Origin of the sequence: Xanthomonas fragariae, from assembly GCF_900183975.1 — a bacterium.
In the GTDB taxonomy this organism is placed as follows: Bacteria; Pseudomonadota; Gammaproteobacteria; order Xanthomonadales; family Xanthomonadaceae; genus Xanthomonas; species Xanthomonas fragariae.
Genome location: NZ_LT853882.1, coordinates 884,750 through 906,842, shown reverse-complemented (window position 1 = coordinate 906,842; position 22,093 = coordinate 884,750). Strand labels below are relative to the sequence as shown.

Here is a 22,093-nt window from a genome sequence, read left to right as displayed (position 1 = left end):
CGCCTGATTCCTGTCCTTCTCCCGCATGCGGGAAAAGGTGCCCCAAGGGCGGATGAGGGCGCTGCTGCATCGGCCCATGATTTCCGAGAGCACACACCATGGCAACACGACGCGGTTTTCTCCAAGGCGCCATCGCAGCGGCACTTTTGGGTAGCGGTGCTCCAGCAACAGGACTTGCCCGCGCACGCGCAGGCAACTACGCACTACCGGCCGATGCACGCACCCACGCCGACCTCACCCGCCACGTCGATGTCTTCATCGGCACCGGTGGCCACGGCCACACGTTCCCCGGCGCAACACTGCCATTCGGCATGGTGCAGCTGAGCCCGGACACTCACAACGCAGTGTGGGATTCATGCTCTGGCTACCACACCTCCGACGGCTCGATCATGGGCTTCTCGCACACGCACCTGTCCGGCACCGGCATCGGCGACATGCTGGACTTGCTGCTGGTGCCCGCCACCGGCGAGGTGAAGCTGGCGCCCGGCGCACTCGACGCACCGGATAGCGGCTATCGCTCGCGCTTTGATCACGCCGACGAAGCCGCCTCACCCGGTTACTACCGCGTGCGGCTCAAAGACAGCGGCGTGCATGCCGAACTCACCGCCACCGCGCGCGCAGGCCTGCACCGCTACCACTTCCCCAAGGGCAAGCCGGCGCACGTGCTGCTGGACCTGTGCCACGGCATGCAGGACAAGCCGCGCATCCGCACCCGTGTCAGCGATGCGCAACTGCGCGTGGTGGACGAGCGCACGCTCACCGGCGGCCGTCGCGTCTACCAATGGGCGCAGGGGCGCTACATTTACTTCGCCATGCGCGTGTCGCGGCCATTCGAACACGTGCAGCTGTACAACGAAGACCAACCACTGGCCGCAGGCACACGCAGCATCGATGGCGTGCATCTCAAGGCGGCACTGCATTACCCGGACGCATCCGATGCACCACTGCTGATCAAGGTCGGCATCTCGGCAGTGAGCGCGGACAACGCGCTCGCCAACCTCGATGCCGAGCTACCCGACTTCGACTTTGCGCGCGTGCACGCGCAAGCCGTGGCCACATGGGAAAAAGAACTGGCACGCGTGCGCATCGACAGCGATGACGACGCGCAGCGCCGCATCTTCTACACCGGCCTGTATCACAGCCTGCTCGCGCCAACGCTCTTCAGCGACGTGGACGGCCGCTATCGCGGCATGGATCTGCAGGTCCACACCGCACCCAAGGGCTATCACAACTACAGCACCTATTCGCTGTGGGACACCTACCGCGCCGCGCATCCGCTGCTCACGCTGGTGCAGCCCGAGCGCGTGCCGGATCTGGTGCAATGCCTGGTGCGTGGCGCCAACGAATGCCCGGACGGCGTCGGCATCTGGCCGCTGCAAGGCGTGGAAACCGGATGCATGATCGGCTACCACTCGGCGGTGGTGCTGGCCGAAGCGCATGCCAAGGGCTTCACCGGCATCGACTACAAAGCCGCGTGGCCGGCATATCGCAAACGCGCAATGGACGACACTACCCACGGCCTGGACCAATACCGCAAGCTGGGCTATATCCCCGCCGATGAGGTGGACGAAGCGGTCAGCCGCACGCTGGAATACGCCTACGACGACTGGGCCTGCGCGCATCTGGCGCAAGCTGCTGGGGCATCAGACGATGCACACGCACTGCGCGAGCGTTCGCGCAATTACCGCAACGTGTTCAATCGCGACAGCGGCTTCGTGCAGCCGCGTCTGCGGGACGGCAGTTGGGCCAAACCGTTCGACCCGCGCCGCATGGGCCATAAGGAAAAGTGGCGCGATTTCACCGAATCCAATGCGTGGCAGGCCACCTTCCTCAACCAGCACGATCTATACGGCTACATGGACCTGTACGGCGGCCGCGATGGTTTCGTGACCAAGCTCGATGCGTTGTTTTCCACCAGCTCCGAACTCCCCGACGATGCACCACCGGATATCGACGGCCTGGTCGGCCAGTACGCGCACGGCAACGAACCCAGCCATCACGTGGCGTATCTGTTTGCCTACGCCGGGCAGCCGTACAAAACCCAGGCGATGGTGCGCCGCTTGCTGCGCGAGCAGTACCACGACGCGCGCAACGGCCTGTCCGGCAACGAAGACTGCGGGCAGATGAGCGCCTGGTTCGTGCTCAGTGCGCTGGGGCTGTACGCGGTGGACCCGGTCAGCGGCAACTACATCCTCGGCAGCCCGCTATTCAAACGTGCCGAGCTGGATGTCGGCAACGGCCGCACGCTGCGCATCGTTGCCAACGACACCAGCGCGCAGAACGTTTACGTGCAATCGCTGAAGTGGAACAGCAAACCGATCAACCGCGCCTGGCTACGCCATGCAGACCTTGCAGCAGGCGGCACACTGGAATTTAGCATGGGCGCGACGCCGAACCTGGCCTTCGGTGCGAACAGTGAGGACCTGCCACCGTCGTTCAGTTGATGCATGCGTATGGCGCAGGACACATGTTGCGAGGCATGGACGCGTACCTTCCGACTCGCTATTCGCGCTTGCAACGTCCATCGCCCGTCGTCGCAGCGCGCTGCACATTGTTTTGCATGTCGAGGGCTGAGCGCGTGTGCACATCCTATGCGCTGACAAAGACATTGCTTCGACGCGCATAAATCCAGTTTCTCTTTAACTTTAACTTCCACTTCCACTTCTGACTCGTCACTCGTCACCGCCGAGAATCGCCCATGTTGCGCATCACCCTTCGCCCCCTCGTTGTGGCCCTCGCGTTCGCGCTTCCTGTCACCGCTGCGTCTGCCGCCGCCGAGAGCTGGCCAAGCTTTGGCACCCAAGGCACGCAGTTCGTGCGTGACGGTAAGCCGTACCAGATCCTCTCCGGCGCCATCCATTTCCAGCGTATTCCGCGCCAATACTGGAAGGATCGCCTGCAGAAGGCACGCGCACTCGGCTTGAACACCGTGGAGACCTACGTGTTCTGGAATCTGGTCGAACCACAACAAGGTCGCTTCGATTTCACCGCCAACAACGACATCGCCGCGTTCGTACGCGAAGCCGCCGCGCAAGGGCTCAACGTGATCCTGCGGCCCGGCCCATACACCTGCGCCGAGTGGGAAGCCGGCGGCTACCCCGCGTGGTTGTTCGGCATGGACAACATCCGCGTCCGCAGCCGCGACCCGCGCTTTCTCGCCGCCAGCCAGGCTTATCTGCATGCGGTGGCCAGGCAGGTGCATCCGCTGCTCAACCACAACGGCGGGCCGATCATCGCCGTACAGGTCGAGAACGAATACGGCTCCTATGACGACGACCACGCCTACATGGCCGACAACCGCGCCATGTACGTCAAAGCCGGCTTCGACGACGCGTTGCTGTTCACTTCCGATGGCGCCGACATGCTCGCCAACGGCACCTTGCCAGATACCTTGGCGGTGGTGAATTTTGCGCCAGGCGAAGCCAAAAGCGCATTCGACAAACTGATCAAGTTCCGCCCCGACCAACCGCGCATGGCCGGCGAATACTGGGCTGGCTGGTTCGATCACTGGGGCGAACCGCACGCCAGCACCGACGCCAGGCAACAGACCAAAGAACTGGAGTGGATCCTGCGCCAGGGCCACTCCGCCAACCTCTACATGTTCATCGGCGGCACCAGTTTCGGCTTCATGAATGGCGCCAATTTCCAGGGCAATCCCGGCGACCATTACGCACCGCAGACCACCAGCTACGACTACGACGCCATCCTCGATGAAGCCGGTCGTCCCACACCGAAATTCGCACTGATGCGCGACGCCATCACCTGCGTCACCGGCGTGCAACCGCCTGCGTTGCCGACGCCGATCGCCACGGTCGCCCTGCCGGAAATACCGTTGCGCGAATCCGCTTCGCTATGGGACAACCTGCCCGCGCCGATCGCCATCGACACCCCGCAACCGATGGAGCACTTCGGCCAGGATTACGGCTACATCCTCTACCGCACCACCGTCACCGGCCCGCGCAAGGGCACGCTGTATCTGGGGCAAGTGCGCGATGTGGCGCGCGTGTACCTCGACCAAAACCCGGTGGGTAGCGTCGAACGTCGGCTGCAGCAAGTCTCCACCCACGTGGATATTCCGGCCGGCCAACACACGCTCAACGTGCTGGTCGAAAACAGCGGCCGCATCAACTACGGCCCGCGCATGGCCGATGGCCGCGCCGGCCTGGTCGACCCGGTACTGTTGGACAACCAGCTACTCACCGGTTGGCAGGCCTTCCCGCTCCCGATGCGCTCTGTCGACAGCCTGCGTGGCTGGACCGTCAACAGCGTCCAAGGCCCGGCCTTCCACCGCGGCACCCTGCGCATCGGCATCCCGTCCGACACCTACCTGGACATGCGCGCGTTCGGCAAGGGCGTGACCTGGGCCAACGGCATCAACCTCGGCCGCCACTGGACCATCGGCCCGCAGCGTGCGCTGTACTTCCCGGCTCCATTGCAGCGCAAAGGCGACAACGCCGTGGTGGTGTTCGACCTGGACAGCACCCCCAAGCCCAGCGTGCGCGGTCTGAACCAGCAAGTGTGGATCACGCCGAAGGAGTAAGAGTGACTAACAGAACGACTGCACTCACCGCCAGGCGGCCCCGGCCGGCGCTCGGAATCGCCATGTACCAAGCGTACATTTCGGTTCCTCCGCGCCGTCCGCACCCACTTGGCGACTGCTTGCTACGTTTTGTTAGCCACTCTAAGGCACCACGGCACGCGTGTTCATTCCATTGGCCCAAACTCTAACGGCCGTTGCGCTCTACAAGGACGTTGCGCCCCTACTGGAACCTTCGCGGATGCGTGCTGCCTGCATTTCGGTTGCCAGCAACGTCCCGCGCACATCCGTGGTGTGCTGGCGGGACTGTTTCATGCAGAAATGCGCGAAGCCCGCGCTGCCCGGCTGCGGCTCGATGGCATTGGAGGTCAACACACGGATCAGTCGCTGTTGCAGCCCTTGCATCCTGTTTTTTGCACGCTCATTTTTTCGCATGTCTGAACTGTCCAGCTCTTCTTCTGCCATGCCCAACTCTTCCAGCATCAAGTTGACAGATCGCAGCTGGAATTCGTTGCGCTCACGCGCTTCACGCAATTGCGTGCTCAGCCGTGCCTGTGCGTGCTCGGCCGTGGTGTTGGTGGCTTCTGTGTCGGGGGTCGGACCACTAGCAGCATCCACCGCCGGCAGTTCCAGCCGCGCGCTCAGTTTGGAGTTGAGATATTTCTTTTGTAACTCAAGGCAACATTGCATGTAAGCGATCTGCGGCTTGATCGAGCCCGGCGTTTGCAGCCACTGGCTCAGTGCTGTTTCGGTCAACGTATCGGTATGTTTTGCGTAGCTTCGCGCGGCTTTCTCGCCGGCGACACGGGGCTTGCCGCTCAGCACGGCGCGCCCATAGGTCGCACCTGCAAAAAGCGCTGCCTTGGCCCGCTTCTTGAACGAGGCCTGTTGAGCCGGTTGACCAACTGCCGTGCTCTGGTCGGTAGAGCGAGGCACGGCACGATAGTGTTTTTTCATGTCCTCGGCGCAGCTCTGCAAGAGGACTTCCCGCGCTTTTTCCTGACCGTCGATACAGGCGTATAGCGCGCTGCGCAGTTCGAATCCATGCTGCGGAACGGCAGCGGCTGGCGCGTCGTTGGCTGCAGGCGATGTCTGGTTCGCCGCTACCGATTGGGCAGCCACCGCGTGTTCGGTTGAGTCGGGCATGACATCGTCAGAGGCCGGCTGACCGCCAGCGCCGCTGGTTACACCTGTGTCCGACGCTGTTTCCTGGGCACTGTGACTGAGGCGGGGTGCGCCATGCAGGTTGGACTCTTCCTGTGCCGCCGCGACGCTCGCCGCGGGAGTGGGCAGCAGGTCGGCAACGCTAAGCAATGCGCGGTCTACGTTGGGCAAGTCCGCGCTGTCGTAGTTGCGATAGCGTTTCTGCTTGCCGTGCGCCAGCAGGAATTGATGGCCGCCAACACCCATCGTGACCGCGCCCAGCAGCCCCGCACCGACAACCAATCCAGTGCCCACCGGCCCGGTCACGCTGGCTGCACCAAGCAACACGGCGGTGCCGACTCCGGCTTTCGTCAAGGTACTCGCCGTATAGGTAGCGCCGCCGACGACAAAGCCCTTGTTCCAGCTGTTGAAGCTGCCAGCGAAGCCGCTGCGCTGGCTCAGCTTGGTGCTCAAAAAGTGCTGGTAGCATTGTGCACCTGGGCTGAGATCGCCTGGCTCCAGCTGTTGCAAAAAGTGTTCGACGCGCGCCGCATCAGCCACGACGCGCGCTTTCTCATTGCGCGACTGGTGCAGAAAGGTACCGCCCAGTGCCGTGGCCGCGACGCTTGCCACCGGAGCCAATACGAATGTGCCGGCAATACCGGCCGCAGACGCTGCGCCTGCTGCAGCAGTACTGTGGGCGATCAAGCCAAACGCATTTGCGCTCTTGCCGCCGATTGCCAACCCGCCCTGGATGCCGAGCTCACTGGTGGCTTTGGTGAAGATCACGCTGGCGGACGCCATCGAAGTCGCCGCAATGGCGCCATCCCGTGCATTGCGCTGTTGTTGATAAGCGACCGTATCGATCGCCTCGCTCAAGGCATGGATCTGAGCACCCGCTGCATCTGCGAGCGGACCGCTCGCCAGCGCAGATTGCACCGACTTCTTTTCCGACCGCAACCAAAGTTCGCGCTGCCGCAAGGCGCCGCGTTGTTCGGCTACCTCACGGGTTTCCTTATAGGCGGCGTAGATCGCAAGGCCCGATAGCGGCAGCATCGCACCACTGATGCTCAAACTCATTGCCAGATCGGCAGCGCCTGGCGGCGCACCCTCTTCAGCCAGAGTGTGCAGGATGCTCGCATGCGGTGCAGGCTCGACCAGATGCAGATCCTGGGGCTGCCCCGGCTGCGCAGCGGGCTGAGCCTGATGATGTGCCGGCACCGCCATGTGATGGGCAGGCGTGTGCTCGTTCGGATAGGCAGGTTGCTCGGCCTCCGGGGAATGTTCCGGTTCGCCCGACGTGGGTACTTCAGCGATCAGTTCGGCTGTCTTGTCTGCAGTACCATGCAATGGATCGGCAAGATACTTGGCGACAACGAAAGCATCATAAGCTGCCTCGACTTCCTGGATTTCGGCCATGACATTTTCGCCGGTTTGCCGCTTGGATGCGTGGTCGGAGCCCGGCTTTCTTTGAAGCGGCTTTCTCTTTAACTTTTCCAAACCCATGGGCCAGCCATCGGCGACCGGCATATCTTTTGTCGAGACAGGCGCGTCGGGGGTAGATGACTTAAACGGGGTGGCAGAACTGCGTGCGTGCTGCTCGATGCGCATAACCAATTCGGAATAATAAGGTGCGGGAAATATTGCGCTTCCCTTCCGCAGGGCTCAATGCAACTGCGAATGCGCCCGTCTTGGAACGAACAATCGGGCTTAAATTAAAAATCATTCATTTCGAATAAAGCATACCGATCATATTCAGGTAAGCCCAGTTAATTCCCAGTAATTTAAATTTTATTAAGAGTGGCCAAAAAAAGAATAGCGAGCAGTCGTCAGGTAGATACGCACGCCGCGGCAAGCCCGCAGTATATGGCGCTATACATGTCAATTCCGAGCACCGGCCGCGCCCACGCCCGGTCGCTACGCAATCGTTTTGTTGAAGCGCCGGGCCAATCGTCCGCGCATTACCTGCGTGCCTGCCGAGTCGGCCCTTTCATTGCTAACATCGCTGCAGGGAACGCGGTCGCTATCTGCACGCCGTTTCGCCGACACTTGCACGACTTCGCACATTGGTACTGGATGCACTGCCTGCCAGAGTCAAACGTCGCTTACGCTTCAACACACACCGGCAGTGATTGGTATCACGCATGCGCGTTGACCCCGGCCGCTGACCACTCTCGCCGGACGAGCGCTCGCCACGTTTTGTTAACCACTCACAGGTCTCTCTGCATGAAAAAGATCTCTGACACGTCCCCGGCTTTTCGAATCGGCATGCAAGCGGAGGCCGAGCAGGTCCAGACCTCAATGGATCGGGTGCCTGAACACCAGCACGTCGCCGAACCCGCCCAGGATCACCCGCTCAACCTGCTGGAAAAAAGACTCCGCAAAACCGCCGAGTCCTCTAGCGAAGACCCGAGCTTGCACATCAGTGTGCCAACCATTAGTGGGCGCTTGAACCGCTTTATTTCGCGCTCCTTTTCCAGTAGCAGCAACGCGCCAACGACACCAGGCTCCGGATTCAGCGGCAGGCCGACCGGGTACCCAGGTTTCCCGACGCTGGCGTCCCTGCTCGATCCACCCACACCGAGGTCTCACTCCCCGCCGTCGGGTCTGTCGCATGCTTCAGACATCTTGCGAAACGAAAGGCAGCGGACGCGGGACCTGCGTTACGTTCAACAGGACGTCGTGCTCAGTCCTCGCACAGTAAGGTCTCTCGCCGCCAAGTCTCAGCGTCCAGAAGTGATCGAAAGACTGTCGACATTGAAACCTGGTGCGCTGGAAATCGAGAACGGCTTCCTCCCTGTGCGGTTGGAGCGAGCCCACGACAGCGATCCTCGAACCCTTCAGGGCATGCGGCCGATCGGCAGTGGCGCTTCCGGGTCGGCCTATGCTGTGCGGCTGGCTGAAGATTTCTGGCGTGCTGGAGAGAATTGCGGGCGGGACTTCGTCTTCAAAGCAATGTTGTGCCCGGATCCCCAAAAGCCGATTCCATGCGACTTGTATACCTCGCACCTGCAGGATATATCAAATCCAAAGGAGGTGGTCTCGTTGGAAAAAGCCAAGATATACAAGGAATATCAGATGACGGTCTCGCTGGATGCAGGGTCTCGGGTCATGCGCGCGTACGGTCTAGTGCAGATCGATAATGTATTCGGAATACTACTGGAAAAGATCAAAGGCATCACCGTCGGCAACTTTATTGCTCGCGCAGGCCCGGCATTGGAGCAAGGGAGGATCACTGCGTCAGACTATCTCGCCGTGGGACGGCAACTGATGGCCGATGTTCTGATCGCTGTCTCATGCTGTGAAGACATGGGAATCGTGCACCAGGACATTTCGCACAACAACGTCATGTACGACGAACCCGGAAAAATGTTCCGGCTGATCGATATGGGGCTAGGTGGAGAGGAGGGAGAGCCCCCTCGTGCCGGCACGCCAGGATATATCGATATGTCTTCACCAGCGAGCCATGCGCGGGATGTCTACAGCGTGGCCCAGCTCCTCGTGTATTTTTTGAAACATCCCGATTACCAGATGGGCTATATCGGGATTTTCAATGAAACGTCGGAGGAGAAATTCCCGTTCATGGAAGCGTTGAAAAAAAATCTGCCATTCGAAAGCAAAAGAGAAGTCATCCGCTTTCTCAATCGCATGATTTCCATAGATGCCAATGGTCGTGCCAGGGCGGAGGATTTGCTGCTGGACTCGTTTATCAATGACCCGACGATTCCGCTACGGAATCATGTCCATGCAACCTATAAAAAACTGGCTTGATTAGAGTATGTTATGCACTATGGGATGAGATACGTTGGTGGTGAGCGGTGCGTAGCGGATGCTGATCACCAACCCGTCCGGGATGCACAGGTCGTTCGTGATGATGCACAGAACCTCTGGCTCCTTTGCGCATTTCGGCAGACGCGGCAGTATCGTTGTGGATGTGCAACTTTCAACGAGGATCGTCATGGGTACATGTTTTTCGAGCACCTCCGCCACGCACGGCGGCGGGTATAGTTCTAGCTACAACACGTTTCTAAGTTACACGCCAGCGCCGAGTTCTCCGGACCAGTCAGCCGCACCGGTCAATCATGGCGCATTTAAAGGATTGAGCAGCCGGCCGTGCAAGGTTTCGCATCATTGCCTGCCATCCAACTGCGACACACTCGCCATGGTGCCTGTCGGATTGTATGAGTCAGCACGGTCCCATCCGGGCCGTCCCATCAAGGACCGAAGCAGATCGGCTTTTCCTTTGATCGAGGTTGGCGGCGCCGATGAAGCGCACGACGATGCATTCAAGATCGACAATTCGACAACCGTCAAAGTGGCAGGTTTCAACTACATCGAGCCAAACAACGCGGATACCACACATCTCTATAGTACCGGGACCAGCCAGCCCAATATGCCTGTGATGACCGATGGCATGGGCGTATGTATTGCCGTTGCATGTGCGGCTGAACGCATCGACCCGACTAGTGGTATGCGCAAAAAAGGGGCCAAGGCCCGCGTGTTTCATGTCTATCCGTTTGCTCGACAGGACCTGGTACCAGGCGAGGCACTGAAGTCAATCCAACGCTATGTGGACAAGACCAGGCAGGAGCAGCTGACACTGCGGGTTGCCATGCACGGCGGCGTGCCGGATAACACATCTTCGTTAGACACGGTGCGGGCATTGCGTGAGCTGTTCGATAGAAACAAGGTGCGTGTAGAGCTAGACCAAACCTGCGACAACCGCCGCGGGGATACACCGTTTGGCGCCGTCATCCGTGACGATCACTCGGTGCACTTCATCACCCAGCTCATAGCTGATTAAGCATCGTCGTGGCGACACGCTGGACGAATCTCCACCGGGCAGAGCCAAGCACAGGCTGATCAAGAGTGGCTAACGTCGTTGAAGGGTTCAGCCGCGACTTTGCGCCATGCAACCTCCATCGACGCAATGGACCGCAAGAGAAAGCCCGCCAATTGGCAGGCTTTCTCTTGCTTCTTAAGCGCGATCAGATTCGTAAGGCAATACCGCCGGCAGTATCTGGCTCGCACTTGACGCTTGAGTCATCACATCAAAAATCTCCACTGATGCTCTGACGTCATTTACAAGTCGATCTTCTCCATACTGTCGATCACGGTCGTGGGAATTCCGTCCACATCGATATCTTTCCCGACATCGGGGTTTTGCGAATTGATGATCACGCCCTTGACTTTCCAACCCTCCTTCGCCAATCCCGCCATCTGCTTCACATCGGAGAGCTGGTCGCCGTAGGAAATAATCGGCACCTCCTTTTCTATCTGCAGCTGTTCCAAAACCCGATTCAGCCGGGTGGGATCCGGCTTTATGTACATACGCCCTGTCGATTTCGAATCAAACTCAGGATGGGCATAGCATCGCGCTTCAATGAGCGTGCGACGAACCAACTCACGATTGCCGTCTCGCAGTGCCGGAACAATGCGTTTCTGCAGATCTTCAGGCATTTCCTCTCGTCGCGTTGAGCCAGATATCACGTCGACCTTGTCCAGCAGATTCATATATTCTGCTTCGTATGACAAGTCCTTTTGATCACGGTTGCTGATGACAGCAACACGTGAGTCGGGAGTACAGATCTTATCTAATAACTCTCTGGCGCCAGGCAATAGCTCGGGCTCGCAATGAGGAAACGGAACTCCGTTGCTCTCAATCGGGTCACCCTTACCTATCGATCTATAATATTGTTCCTTAAAATTTGTGTGAATGCGTTTGGCTAGCGAGGCCGCTTCTTCCTTGCCCAGCTCAGGCAGCATCTTAACGACGAAGTCTTCAGCGATTTTGGGGCTGAAAATATGGTGTCTGACCATCAGATGCTTGGTGAAATCCTCCTGGGTCTTCATCAGCAACGGGTCGCTGTCAGTTGCAGGCGGCCCGCTTTGCATACGCTCGTTCAATTGCGCTACTGCCCGCTTTAATGGCGACGCTTCGGACTCGTTGGCAGTGATCGCCAACGCATTATGCAGGAGCTGGTAAGTCATTCCTTTCTCGTCGCGAAGGCAATCGTCCCAATCCAACACCGACAGCTGCTTTATCTCCGCAGCAGGTTCAGAGTTTCTCTTGCGAGCGGCATCACGCTCCTGCATTTTCCGCTGCGCCAATGTCGGCTCTCTCTGCTGGGGGGGAGACGTCACCGCATCTTGCCCACCGTCGCGTTGCTTTGCCTTGTCTTTCGATTTGGGCGGCGCGCTCTTAAGTACCCGTAACTCCGGGCGCGGCGCATCAACGGGCAGCGCCGGGCCATGCTTGCCTATAGGAAGCAGGGGCTGTTGACTGACTGCATTGGCAGTTGAGCATTGCGCAACATCACTTTTTCTCAGGCTTACAGGCTTCACTTGATCCTCCAATATTCATTGAGTTAATGATATATATTTAAACCAAGTTGGTATGACTTGATTGCACACCAAGCGCAAAATGACGTCCTGATTTGCGACATAACTGATAGTGCCTGCCGTGGCACCGGCAATACTTCATCATGATGACCGTTTGATGATCAATGCGAGTGGCGAAGAAAATCAGCCGTTTTTACATTGCAAGAAAACATATCGGCCAGTGCAGTCCTGCGTGGCACGCCCTTGCGCAACGCTGCGCTGTGGAGTCGCTGACAACAGGCTGATACTCGTCAGCACACAGCCGTCCCGGTCTCCCGCTCAGACGCCCATTGCCCAGCCTCTTGCAAAACCGGCTCGCGACGCATTAGTGCGCTAGAGGCTGCTGCTACACGATGCAACGCCACTTCAGACAATTGGCCCAAGCCTCAAACCTGATCAGAAACACGCGCATGCAAGGTCGCCGGCCAACTCACCTCGTCTAGCACCAGATGCACCTGGTCTGCCAGCAACTCCAGGCAGACCGCTAACTCGTCCATGCGAATCGCCGGCTGCGGCGCTTGTTCTTCTGCGCGTGTCCGCGGCTGAGCCATGCGTGCCAAAAAGCGCATGTGCTCGCAGAGCTTTTGCAGGCGGTACTGGGCTTGGTCGGGCAGGTAATAGCCCGGCACGCCATCGCCACCAACGGAACAATCCTTCATGTGCCTGCTCCTTCTGTACTGAAACTGCAACGAATTCAATCGTACGTGCGGCAGGGATCACGTTAACACGAATTATTGCATCAACCAGCATGCTGTCGTTTTTATTGACAACGTTTGCACTGCCGACTACCGTGCGCATCATGGAAAATGATGCAGAACAGGCGCAACTTGGCCATGTTGCAGTCATCCGGATGGGCTACCCATTTCGCGGCTCGATTGCCGAAGTTGGCGGCGGCAGCGTGCGGATCGTCCAGATCCGCGACCTTGCCCGTACCGGCCTGCGCACGTACGACGCCCTGCTGACCACCGAGATCGAACGCCGCAAAAAACCAGACTGGCTGCAGGATCAAGACATCCTTTTCATCGCACGCGGCGCCCATACCTTCGCCGCGCTGGTGGAGGCACCGCCGCCGCGCACGCTCTGCTCGCCGCACATCTACGTGATCCGGGTAAAAACACCACAGCGGCTGCTGCCCGCCTTTCTGGCCTGGCAACTCAATCAGGCACCGGCACAACGCTACCTGCGCCAATCGGCCGAAGGCAGCAACCAGCTGAGCATCCGGCGCACGCTGTTGGACATGACCCCGGTCCGCCTGCCCCCATTGCCGCTGCAACACGCAGCCATCGCCCTGGACAACGCAGTGCAAGCCGAACGCGCCGCCCTGCACGCATTGATCGACAACCGCGACACCGAGCTGGCGATCCTCGCCGAGCGCCTCCTCTCCTAAGCCTTTGGAAACCCCCATGAGCAAGACCGATATCGCCCAGGACACCATCAACGCCGCCGTCTGGACTGCCTGCGACACCTTCCGCGGCACCGTGGACCCCAGCGTCTACAAGGACTACGTGCTGACCATGCTGTTCCTGAAATACGTCTCCGACGTCTGGCAGGACCATTACGACGACTACACCGCCAAGCACGGCGACAAGCCCGGCCTGATCGAAGAGCTGCTCAAGAACGAGCGCTTCGTGCTGCCGCACCGCGCCAACTTCTACACCCTGTACGACCAGCGCCACCGCCCCGGCAACGGCGAGCGCATCGACACCGCGCTGCACGCCATCGAAGACGCCAACCTGGGCAAGCTGCGCGACGTGTTCCAGGACATCAGCTTCAACGCCAACAAACTTGGCGAGGAGCAGCAGAAGAACGACCTGCTGCGCCACCTGCTGGAAGACTTCGCCAAGCCCGCACTCAACCTGCGCCCCTCACGCATTGGCCAGCTCGACATCATCGGCAATGCCTACGAGTACCTGATCAAGAATTTCGCCTCCAGCAGCGGCAAAAAGGCAGGCGAGTTCTACACCCCGCCAGAGGTTTCCACGTTGATGGCGCGCCTGATGGACCCGCAGCAAGGCGACGAGATCTGCGACCCCACCTGCGGCTCCGGCTCGCTGTTGCTCAAATGCGGCCGCCTGATCCGCGAGCGCACCGGCAGCGGCAAGTACGCGCTCTACGGCCAGGAGGCCATCGGCAGTACCTGGGCGCTGGCCAAGATGAACATGTTCCTGCATGGCGAGGACAACCACCGTCTCGAATGGGGCGACACCATTCGCAATCCCAAGCTGCTGGCCGGCAACCACCTCAAGGACTTCGACATCGTGGTGGCCAACCCGCCGTTCTCGCTGGAAAAGTGGGGCCACGACAGCGCCGATACCGACCCCCACGACCGCTTCCGTCGCGGCCTGCCGCCGCGTACCAAGGGCGACTACGCCTTCATCCTGCACATGATCGCCACCATGAAGCCGCGCACCGGCCGCATGGCCGTGGTGGTGCCGCACGGTGTGTTGTTCCGTGGCGCCGCGGAAGGCCGCATCCGCCAGAAATTGATCGAAGAGAACCTGCTGGACGTGGTGATCGGCCTGCCGGAGAAACTGTTTTACGGCACCGGCATCCCGGCAGCAGTGTTGATCTTCCGCGCCAAGAAGAAAGACAAAAAAGTGCTGTTCATCGATGCCAGCCGCCAGTACCACGACGGCAAGAACCAGAACATGCTGCGCGAGAGCGACCTGCAACGCATTCTGGACACGGTGCAGGCGCGCCAGAATGTAGACAAATACGCCTACCTGGCCAGCCCGGAAGAGATTGCCGGCAACGACTACAACCTCAACATCCCGCGCTACGTGGATACCTTCGAGGAAGAAGCAGAGATCGACCTGATGGCGGTGCGCCGCGAGCGTGAGCAGTTGAAGGGCGAGCTGGCAACACTCGAAACGCAGATGGCCGCCTATCTCAAGGAGCTTGGCTATGAGTGATGAAAAAAACGACATCGCCACGCAGGCTGACGCGGGCTTCCCGGCACAGGACAATGCCGCAGTCCGGCGCACATGGCACCAAGGCCAATGGTGGTTTGCGGTCATCGATCTGGTCGTCGCACTCACAGACTCCCAGAGCCCGGAAAACTATCTACGCAACTTGCGTCGCCGCGACGAGGTGCTATCCGGCAGTTGGGATGCCCTGGTGATGCCCTTGCGCGTCACCACGGCGGGCGGGCCGCAGTTGTTGAACTGCACCACGCTGGAAGGCGCGTTGCGCATCATTCAATCGATCCCCTCGCCCAAGGCCGAACCCTTCAAGCGCTGGCTGGCGCGCATCGGCAACGAACGTCTCCAGGGCGAAGAGGCCGTCGATTTCGATGCACTGAGCGAAAACCAGCGGCGCCTGTTCCTGCGCGACCAGATGAGCCGGCACAACAAGGATCTGGCCGCTGCAGCCAAACAGGCCGGCGTGGAGACGCCGCTGGAGTACGCCGTCTTCCAGGACCACGGCTACAAGGGCTTGTATGGCGGCCTGGGCGCAAAGGATATCCATGCACGCAAGGCCCTGAAGAAAAGCCAGACGATCCTCGACCACATGGGCAGCACCGAACTGGCGGCCAACCTGTTCCGTGCCACGCAGGCCGAAGAAAAGCTGCGCCGCGACAACGTGCAGGGCAAGACGGCCGCAAACCGCACCCATTTCGAGGTGGGTCAAACGGTGCGCAAGACCATTCAGGAACTGGGCGGCACCTTGCCGGAGAACCTGCCTGCACCGGAAACCAGCATCAAGCGGCTGCAGAAGGACGCCAAGCCGGCGCCGGGTCAGGACAAGGACAAAAAATGAACAGCCGCCTTGCCACTTTGGAAATCAATCACTTGCCGAAAGGGGGGGGTCAATTTGACCCCCCCCTTCCCAGGGCGATCCGGACAAGCGCCTTGCCTGGCTTGCAGCACTGGGTCTCCGCATTACGAGTCCGAATCGGGACGTCAGTTGTCAAGGAAAAGCTGACAACTGACGCCAACGATCAGAAGACCGCTGCGCAATGCATGGTCGAACGCGCTGACCTCAACCAGCCCAACATGTTGCTGAAAACTAAAATTAGGAAAAGTGATGCTTCCTGATGGCTGGCGACGCACAACGCTTGGGGATATTGGCTCCGTCAAATCTGGCAGCACGCCCGCACGCTCTCAACATGACCGCTATTTCGTAGATGGAAAGTGGCCATGGGTTAAAACCATGGACCTCACAAATTCAGAGATATTAACAACAGACGAAGTCATCACCGATGCAGCGCTGGCGGAATCTTCTTGCAGGCTTTTCCCTGCCGGCACGGTGTTGGTCGCCATGTACGGAGGCTTCAAGCAAATCGGCCGCACAGGACTATTACGAGAGAAAAGCGCTGTCAATCAAGCGATCTCTGCAATTGATATTGAACGTGACCAAGCGGACCCAGAGTTTGTCTTACACTGGCTAAATGGAAGCGTTGAGACATGGAAGAACTATGCTGCCAGCAGCAGAAAAGACCCAAACATCACACGCGAAAACGTATGTGAATTTCCGGTCATTCTGCCCACTTTGGTAGAACAGCGCCGCATCGCCCACATCCTCTCCACCTGGGATCAAGCCATCGCCACCACGGAGCGGCTACTCGCGAACACGCGCAATTGCGTAGAGATTCTGAGCAATGCGTTGCTGACAGGCCGTAAAAGATTTGATGGTCACGCTGCGTGGCAGTCCAAGCCATTGTCTGAAATGATCTGCGAGAGCCGCGTGGTTGGATCGGGTGGTGATGTAGCCAAAAAGATCACAGTCAAGCTCTATGGCAAAGGTGTTGTCGGCAAGTCTGACAAGCGCGCCGGAAGCGAATCCACGCAGTATTACCGCCGGTCTTCCGGGCAGTTCATCTACAGCAAGCTCGATTTCTTGAACGGTGCATTTGGCCGGATTCCGGCATCACTGGACGGATACGAGAGCACGCTTGACCTACCCGCCTTCGACTTCCTAGAAGGCATAGATCCCAGGTGGTTCTTGCAATACGTTTCCAGGGAGGCGTTCTACACGGGCCACTTAGGCTTGGCAAACGGCGGCCGCAAGGCACGGCGTGTCAATCCGAAGGACTTGTTACGCATCTGCGTTCCAACACCATGTCTCAAAGAGCAAACACGTATTGCTGATGCCATAGAGGCTGCGCTCAGCGCCGTTTCGATTCAGGAACGGCATCTCACGCTGATGCGACAGGAAAAATCCGCCCTGATGTCCCAACTCCTCACCGGCAAACGCCGCGTGCGCCTGCCCGCCGACGAGGCAGAACCCGCATGACCCACAGCGCCCCGGACACCCGCGAACAGGCCAGCGCGCAGCTGCCCGCGTTGCACCTGCTGTGCAACCTGGGCTGGCGTTATCTCAGTACCGCGCAGTGCCTGGCGCTGCGCGGTAGCACCCGCGAGGTGCTGTTGCTGCCGCGCCTGATCGAGGTGCTGCAGAGCCGTCGCTTCGACTATAAGGGGCAGACCTACCCGCTCTCGCCGAGCGGTATCGACCAGATCGTGCGCGAGCTGTCGGCGCTGCCGCTGGGCGATGGGCTGCTGGCCGCCAATGAGCGGCTGTATCACCTGCTGACGCTGGGCATTACCGTCACCGAGTTCATGCCCGACGGCAAGAAGCACCAGCCCACCATTGCGGTGATCGACTGGGGCGATGCAGCCCACAACCTGTGGGATATCACCGAAGAGTGCGAGGTGCTCTCCACCCACGGTACGCATACGCGCACGCCCGACATCGTGGGCTACATCAACGGCATCCCGCTGGTGGTGATCGAAACCAAGCGCGCCGATGCCGGGCATGCCGGCAAATCGCTGGTGGCCGAAGCGGTGAGCCAGCAATTGCGCAACCAGCGGGCAGAAGAGATTCCGCAGTTGTTCGCCTATGCGCAACTGTTACTGGCCATCAGCCTGACCGAGGCGCGCTACGGCACCACGCACACCCCGGCCACCTTCTGGGCGCGCTGGCGCGACGAGCAGTTCGACCAGGCGCAGCTGCGCCGCCTCAAGAACCTGCCGCTGCCTGCGGCCACCCGCGATGCCCTGCTGGCAGGCAAGCCGGCGCCGCTGCGTGGCTACTGCCAGGCGTTGTGGGCCAAGCCCATGCTGCCCACCGAGCAGGACCTGCTGTTGGCCGGGTTGCTCACCCCGGCCAGGCTGCTGGAGGTGCTGCGCGGCTTTGTGCTGTTCGACCGCAAGGTCGGCAAGATCGTGGCGCGCTACCAGCAGTTCTTCGGCATCCGCGCGTTGCTGGCGCAGATCCGCACGCGTCGCCCCGACGGCGGACGCCAGGGCGGCGTGCTGTGGCACACCACCGGCTCGGGCAAGAGCTTCACCATGGTGTTTCTGACCAAGGCGCTGGTGTTGGATCCGGCCTTGACCCAGTGCCGGGTGCTGGTGGTGACCGACCGTACCGACCTGGAGGCGCAGCTGTCGCGCAACTTCATCAGCGGCGGCGCGTTCGGCTCTGCCGTCGGTAGCAAAAAGGAGGGCGAGCGCAGCAAGGCCACCACCGGCCGCGATCTGGCGCGCCGCATCGGCCAGGGCAGCGAGCGCATCACCTTCTCGCTGGTGCAGAAGTTCACTACAGCCGCCAAGCTGCCCGAGTGCCACAACGCCTCGGCCGATTTAATCGTGCTGGTGGATGAAGGCCACCGCAGCCACGGCGGCGAAACCCACGAGCGTATGCGCAAGGCGCTGCCCAATGCGGCCTATCTGGCGTTCACCGGCACCCCGTTGCTCAAGAACGAGAAAGCCGCCAACAAGTTCGGCCCCATCGTGCATGCCTACACCATGCAGCGGGCAGTCGAAGACCAGACCGTGGCCCCGCTGCTGTACGAAGAACGCGTGCCGGAGCTGGAGGTCAACGCGGCGGCGGTCACGCGCTGGTTCGACAAGATCACCGCCGGGCTCTCGGACGCGCAAAGCGCGGATCTGAAAAAGAAGTTCGCCAGCAAGCGCGCCATTTATGGGGCGACCAACCGCATCGAACTGATCGCCTGGGACATTGCCGCGCATTTCAACGAGAACATCAAACCGTTGGGCCTGAAGGGGCAGCTGGCAACCGACAGTAAACTCGATGCCATCCGCTACAAGCGCGCCCTGGACGAGACCGGCCTGGTGACAGGCGCGGTGGTGATCTCCCCGCCCGATACCCGCGAGGGCAACAGCGACGTTGATGAAGACACCCTGCCCGACGTACAGAAATGGTGGAAGCAGGCCATCACCGACCAACGGCTGGATCCGCAGGAGTACGAGCGGCAGACCGTGCGCGACTTCGGTGGCGACGGCGACCCGGAGTTGCTCATCGTGGTCGACAAGCTGCTCACCGGCTTCGATGAACCGCGCAACGCGGTGCTCTACATCGACAAACCGCTCAAGGGCCACAACCTGATCCAGGCAGTGGCGCGCGTGAACCGTCTGCACGACGCCAAGCGCTACGGCATCCTGGTGGACTATCGCGGCATCCTGACCGAACTGGACACAGCGGTACGCGCGTATCAGGACCTGGAAACACGTACCCAAGGCGGCTTCGACGTGGCCGATATCGAGGGCCTGTACCAGGCGATCAGCACCGAATACAAGCGCTTGCCTGCGCTCAATGCCAGGCTATGGGCGTTCTTCGACGGGCTGGCCAGCCATGACGATCCGGAGCAGTTCCGGCAGCGCCTGAGCCCGCGCTTCGTCTCCGACGAAGAGGGCGCCGATTACGACGCGCGGCAGACACTGCGCGACGACTTCTCCGCCGCGCTGACCGAGTTCGGCCTATGCCTGCAGACGGCACTCTCCTCGCGCAGCTTCTTTGAAGATGCCGCCTTTCCGGATGCCTTGATCGACCGCTACAAGCGCGACCTGCGCTTCTTCTCCGGGCTGCGCAGGACCGTACGCCAGGACGCGATGGAAACCGTGGACTACAACATTTACGAAGAACAGATCCGCAAGCTGGTGGACAAACAGGTGATTGGCCGCGAGGTGCGCGAATCGCCGGGTGCGTACGTCGTGCATGAATTGGGCAAGCGCAACGATCCGCAGACCTGGTCGGAGGAGAAGACCCGCAACGAGGCCGATCTGATCCAGACCCGCCTGCGCAAGACCATCGAGCAGGAGTTGGCCAGCGACCCGTACGCGCAAAAAGTCTTCGGCGAACTATTGCGTGAAGCCATTGCCGAGGCAGAAGCCATGTTCGATCACCCGTTGAAGCAATACGCCGTGTTCAAGGCCTTCGAGCAGCGCCTGGAAGCCAGGCAGACCCCAGGCATCCCTATGCAATTGACCGACAACCCGCACGCCAGTGCCTACTACGGCACGATCCTGCTGGAATTAGGCGAGGAGTCCATGCACGCCACAAGCGCTGACGAAGTGACGCAACTAGCCGATCTGGCGCTGACGATCGATGGCGTAGTGCGCACCGCCATTGCCGAGAACTCGTTGAACCTGCACAGCATCGAGTCGCAGATTCGTCAGACATTGCTTCCGCCCATTTTCGATCTGGTCGGGCTGGACACTGCCAAGGCCATCGTAGAGCAGGTCGTGCAGATCACACGCATTGGGCTCAGCCGCACGTGACGCCAGTTCAGACCGACGCCCAACTGGTGGTGACCTACGGCGAGCGCCGCATCCGCTGCCAGATCCACCGATCTGCACTGCGGCACACCCAGCGCGTGGCCATCCATGTGGAACCCGATGGCCGCGTAAGGCTGGATGCCCCACTGCACGCGACCGACGCCCAGATCAGACGGGCATTGACGCAGCGCGCACGCTGGATCCACTTGCACTTGGTAGAAATCGAAAACCGGCTGCGGCATATCAACCCACGCGAATACGTCAGCGGGGAAACCGTGCTGTATCTGGGCCGACGCTATCGCCTGAAGGTGATCGTTGACGACCGACTGTACGGCGTGCGCTTGCATGGCGGCCACGTCGAAACGCGCGTGCAGACACGTGCGCCCGAAACGGTGCGCGCAGCGCTGGAACACTGGCAGCGCGAGCGTGCCGGGGTGGTATTGCCGCAGCGCATGGCCGACATGGCCCACCAACTCGGCTGGATTAAACAGTTACCCGCCCTGTCGTTGCGGAGGATGCAGCGCCAATGGGGCAGTTGTTCGCCTTTGGGAAAGATCAGCCTGAATCTCGGCCTGATTCGCGTTCCGGGTGCGTGCATCGATTACGTCATTTTGCACGAGCTGTGTCACCTGAAGGTCCACCATCACGGCAAGGTCTTTTACCGCCTGCTCGATGTCCATATGCCGGATTGGCGACGCACCAAGCAACGCCTGGACGAAATGGCCGAGCTCGCGCTGCGCAACTGAGCAAGGCCAGAGGCAGCCAGACAGGTATCGCTCACCCGGTCCCGGGCGGTGTCGGGTCGTCTTTGGCCGGCGACGCATTGGCGGATCGACAGGATTCTTCACCAGAAAGTGAACCAGACCAGTCGGAGCAACCGGGATTGGAACAGCGGCCCTTCAGACCGCACCGCGCCAGCCGCTCTCTGGACGTCCGCTGCCCGCGCACCTTCCGCTATCTGTGTGGTCTCGGACCGATGCCATCCCAGGCCAGATCGCCGGCGCACGGCAGCGGCACATTCCCGTCGTTCCATCGAGCAACGGTCAGTTCGTGAGTTCCAGGAGCGTTTCATGTCGTCGTCCACCGTTACGCAAGACCCTGTCTCCGCGGTTCTGGAGCAGGCCCAGCACGCCTTTGCCCCACACGTCCGCAGCAAGAACGCCTACAGCCGACCGATCGGCAGCACCGAAGCGGCGCATCTAATGACGTTCCTGTGCCAGACCCACTCGGCCAAACAGCCGCAGATCCTGCTACCGCCGCAAGTGCGCGACCACAACGCCGCCTGAGCGTTAGCAGCTCTGCAAATCAGCGCCGTTGGCGACAGCATCATCGCTGTGGCCAACGGCGCCAATGCGTTTGACCCCAGGTTTTGATGGTGCAATCTTTTCCCTCAAATGGAAGGAAGCACGATGAGCCAGGGCACGCTGCCAACGTCGCTTCCATCCACGCCCCGGGCAGGCGGCTGGCTGGCACCGCAAGCGGGTTTGGCATTCGCGGATACTCATGCTACCCA

The 22,093-nt window shown here is 60.4% G+C and carries 15 protein-coding genes and 1 other RNA gene; 13 read left to right on the top strand and 3 right to left on the bottom strand.

Going from position 1 to position 22,093, the window contains the following annotated elements:
* Positions 1-98 precede the first annotated feature (98 nt).
* From PD885_RS04155 to PD885_RS04145, 3 genes are all read left to right on the top strand, one after another.
* Positions 99-2,444: a GH92 family glycosyl hydrolase gene (locus tag PD885_RS04155; protein WP_002813907.1), complete on the top strand. Its 2,346-nt coding sequence runs from the start codon at positions 99-101 to the stop codon at positions 2,442-2,444.
* 254 nt (positions 2,445-2,698) lie between these two features.
* Positions 2,699-4,540 (top strand): glycoside hydrolase family 35 protein, encoded by a 1,842-nt coding sequence (locus PD885_RS04150; protein WP_002813909.1) that lies wholly within the window; start codon positions 2,699-2,701, stop codon positions 4,538-4,540.
* Between the two features lie 62 nt (positions 4,541-4,602).
* Positions 4,603-4,678, top strand: a non-coding RNA gene (locus PD885_RS04145) — sX9 sRNA.
* Between the two features lie 63 nt (positions 4,679-4,741).
* Here PD885_RS04145 and xopK read toward each other — a convergent pair.
* Entirely contained in the window at positions 4,742-7,291 is a 2,550-nt protein-coding gene (gene xopK, locus PD885_RS04140; protein WP_234410034.1) for a type III secretion system effector XopK, read from the bottom strand.
* Positions 7,292-7,906: 615 nt separating this feature from the next.
* Between xopK and xopAU the strand changes: the two genes are divergently transcribed.
* Both xopAU and xopAF read left to right on the top strand, forming a co-directional pair.
* Complete coding sequence (xopAU, locus tag PD885_RS04135) at positions 7,907-9,451, top strand: serine/threonine protein kinase (RefSeq protein WP_002813913.1); 1,545 nt, start codon at positions 7,907-7,909, stop codon at positions 9,449-9,451.
* Positions 9,452-9,509: 58 nt separating this feature from the next.
* Complete coding sequence (gene xopAF / locus PD885_RS04125; protein ID WP_231892678.1) at positions 9,510-10,484, top strand: XopAF/AvrXv3 family type III secretion system effector; 975 nt, start codon at positions 9,510-9,512, stop codon at positions 10,482-10,484.
* A gap of 278 nt (positions 10,485-10,762) precedes the next feature.
* Here the strand turns inward: xopAF and PD885_RS21695 are convergent, their stop codons facing one another.
* Positions 10,763-12,025, bottom strand: coding sequence for a hypothetical protein (locus tag PD885_RS21695; protein WP_197493698.1), 1,263 nt, complete (start codon positions 12,023-12,025; stop codon positions 10,763-10,765).
* Positions 12,026-12,447: 422 nt separating this feature from the next.
* Entirely contained in the window at positions 12,448-12,720 is a 273-nt protein-coding gene (locus PD885_RS04115) for an XAC0095 family protein (RefSeq protein ID WP_002813920.1), read from the bottom strand.
* 140 nt (positions 12,721-12,860) lie between these two features.
* On the opposite strand from PD885_RS04115, the gene PD885_RS04110 reads away from it, so the two are divergent.
* From PD885_RS04110 to PD885_RS04075, 8 genes are all read left to right on the top strand, one after another.
* Positions 12,861-13,448, top strand: a complete 588-nt coding sequence (locus tag PD885_RS04110) for a restriction endonuclease subunit S (protein ID WP_040763023.1) — start codon at positions 12,861-12,863, stop codon at positions 13,446-13,448.
* Positions 13,449-13,464: 16 nt separating this feature from the next.
* Positions 13,465-14,973: a type I restriction-modification system subunit M gene (locus tag PD885_RS04105; RefSeq protein WP_002813925.1), complete on the top strand. Its 1,509-nt coding sequence runs from the start codon at positions 13,465-13,467 to the stop codon at positions 14,971-14,973.
* Positions 14,966-15,820, top strand: coding sequence for a BRO family protein (locus PD885_RS04100; protein WP_002813927.1), 855 nt, complete (start codon positions 14,966-14,968; stop codon positions 15,818-15,820). Before PD885_RS04105 ends, PD885_RS04100 begins: the two co-directional genes overlap by 8 nt.
* Entirely contained in the window at positions 15,817-16,098 is a 282-nt protein-coding gene (locus tag PD885_RS04095) for a hypothetical protein (protein ID WP_002813929.1), read from the top strand. The genes PD885_RS04100 and PD885_RS04095 overlap by 4 nt, the downstream gene beginning before the upstream one ends.
* A complete protein-coding gene (locus PD885_RS04090; protein WP_040763013.1) occupies positions 16,088-17,296 on the top strand; it encodes a restriction endonuclease subunit S in 1,209 nt (402 codons plus the stop codon). Before PD885_RS04095 ends, PD885_RS04090 begins: the two co-directional genes overlap by 11 nt.
* A complete protein-coding gene (locus tag PD885_RS04085) occupies positions 17,293-20,583 on the top strand; it encodes a type I restriction endonuclease subunit R (protein ID WP_002813936.1) in 3,291 nt (1,096 codons plus the stop codon). Before PD885_RS04090 ends, PD885_RS04085 begins: the two co-directional genes overlap by 4 nt.
* Entirely contained in the window at positions 20,580-21,326 is a 747-nt protein-coding gene (locus PD885_RS04080) for a M48 family metallopeptidase (protein ID WP_002813938.1), read from the top strand. The genes PD885_RS04085 and PD885_RS04080 overlap by 4 nt, the downstream gene beginning before the upstream one ends.
* Positions 21,327-21,650: 324 nt before the next feature.
* Positions 21,651-21,866 carry a hypothetical protein gene (locus PD885_RS04075; protein ID WP_002813940.1) on the top strand — a complete coding sequence of 72 codons (216 nt, stop codon included), beginning with the start codon at positions 21,651-21,653 and terminating at the stop codon, positions 21,864-21,866.
* The last annotated feature ends 227 nt before the right edge of the window (positions 21,867-22,093 follow it).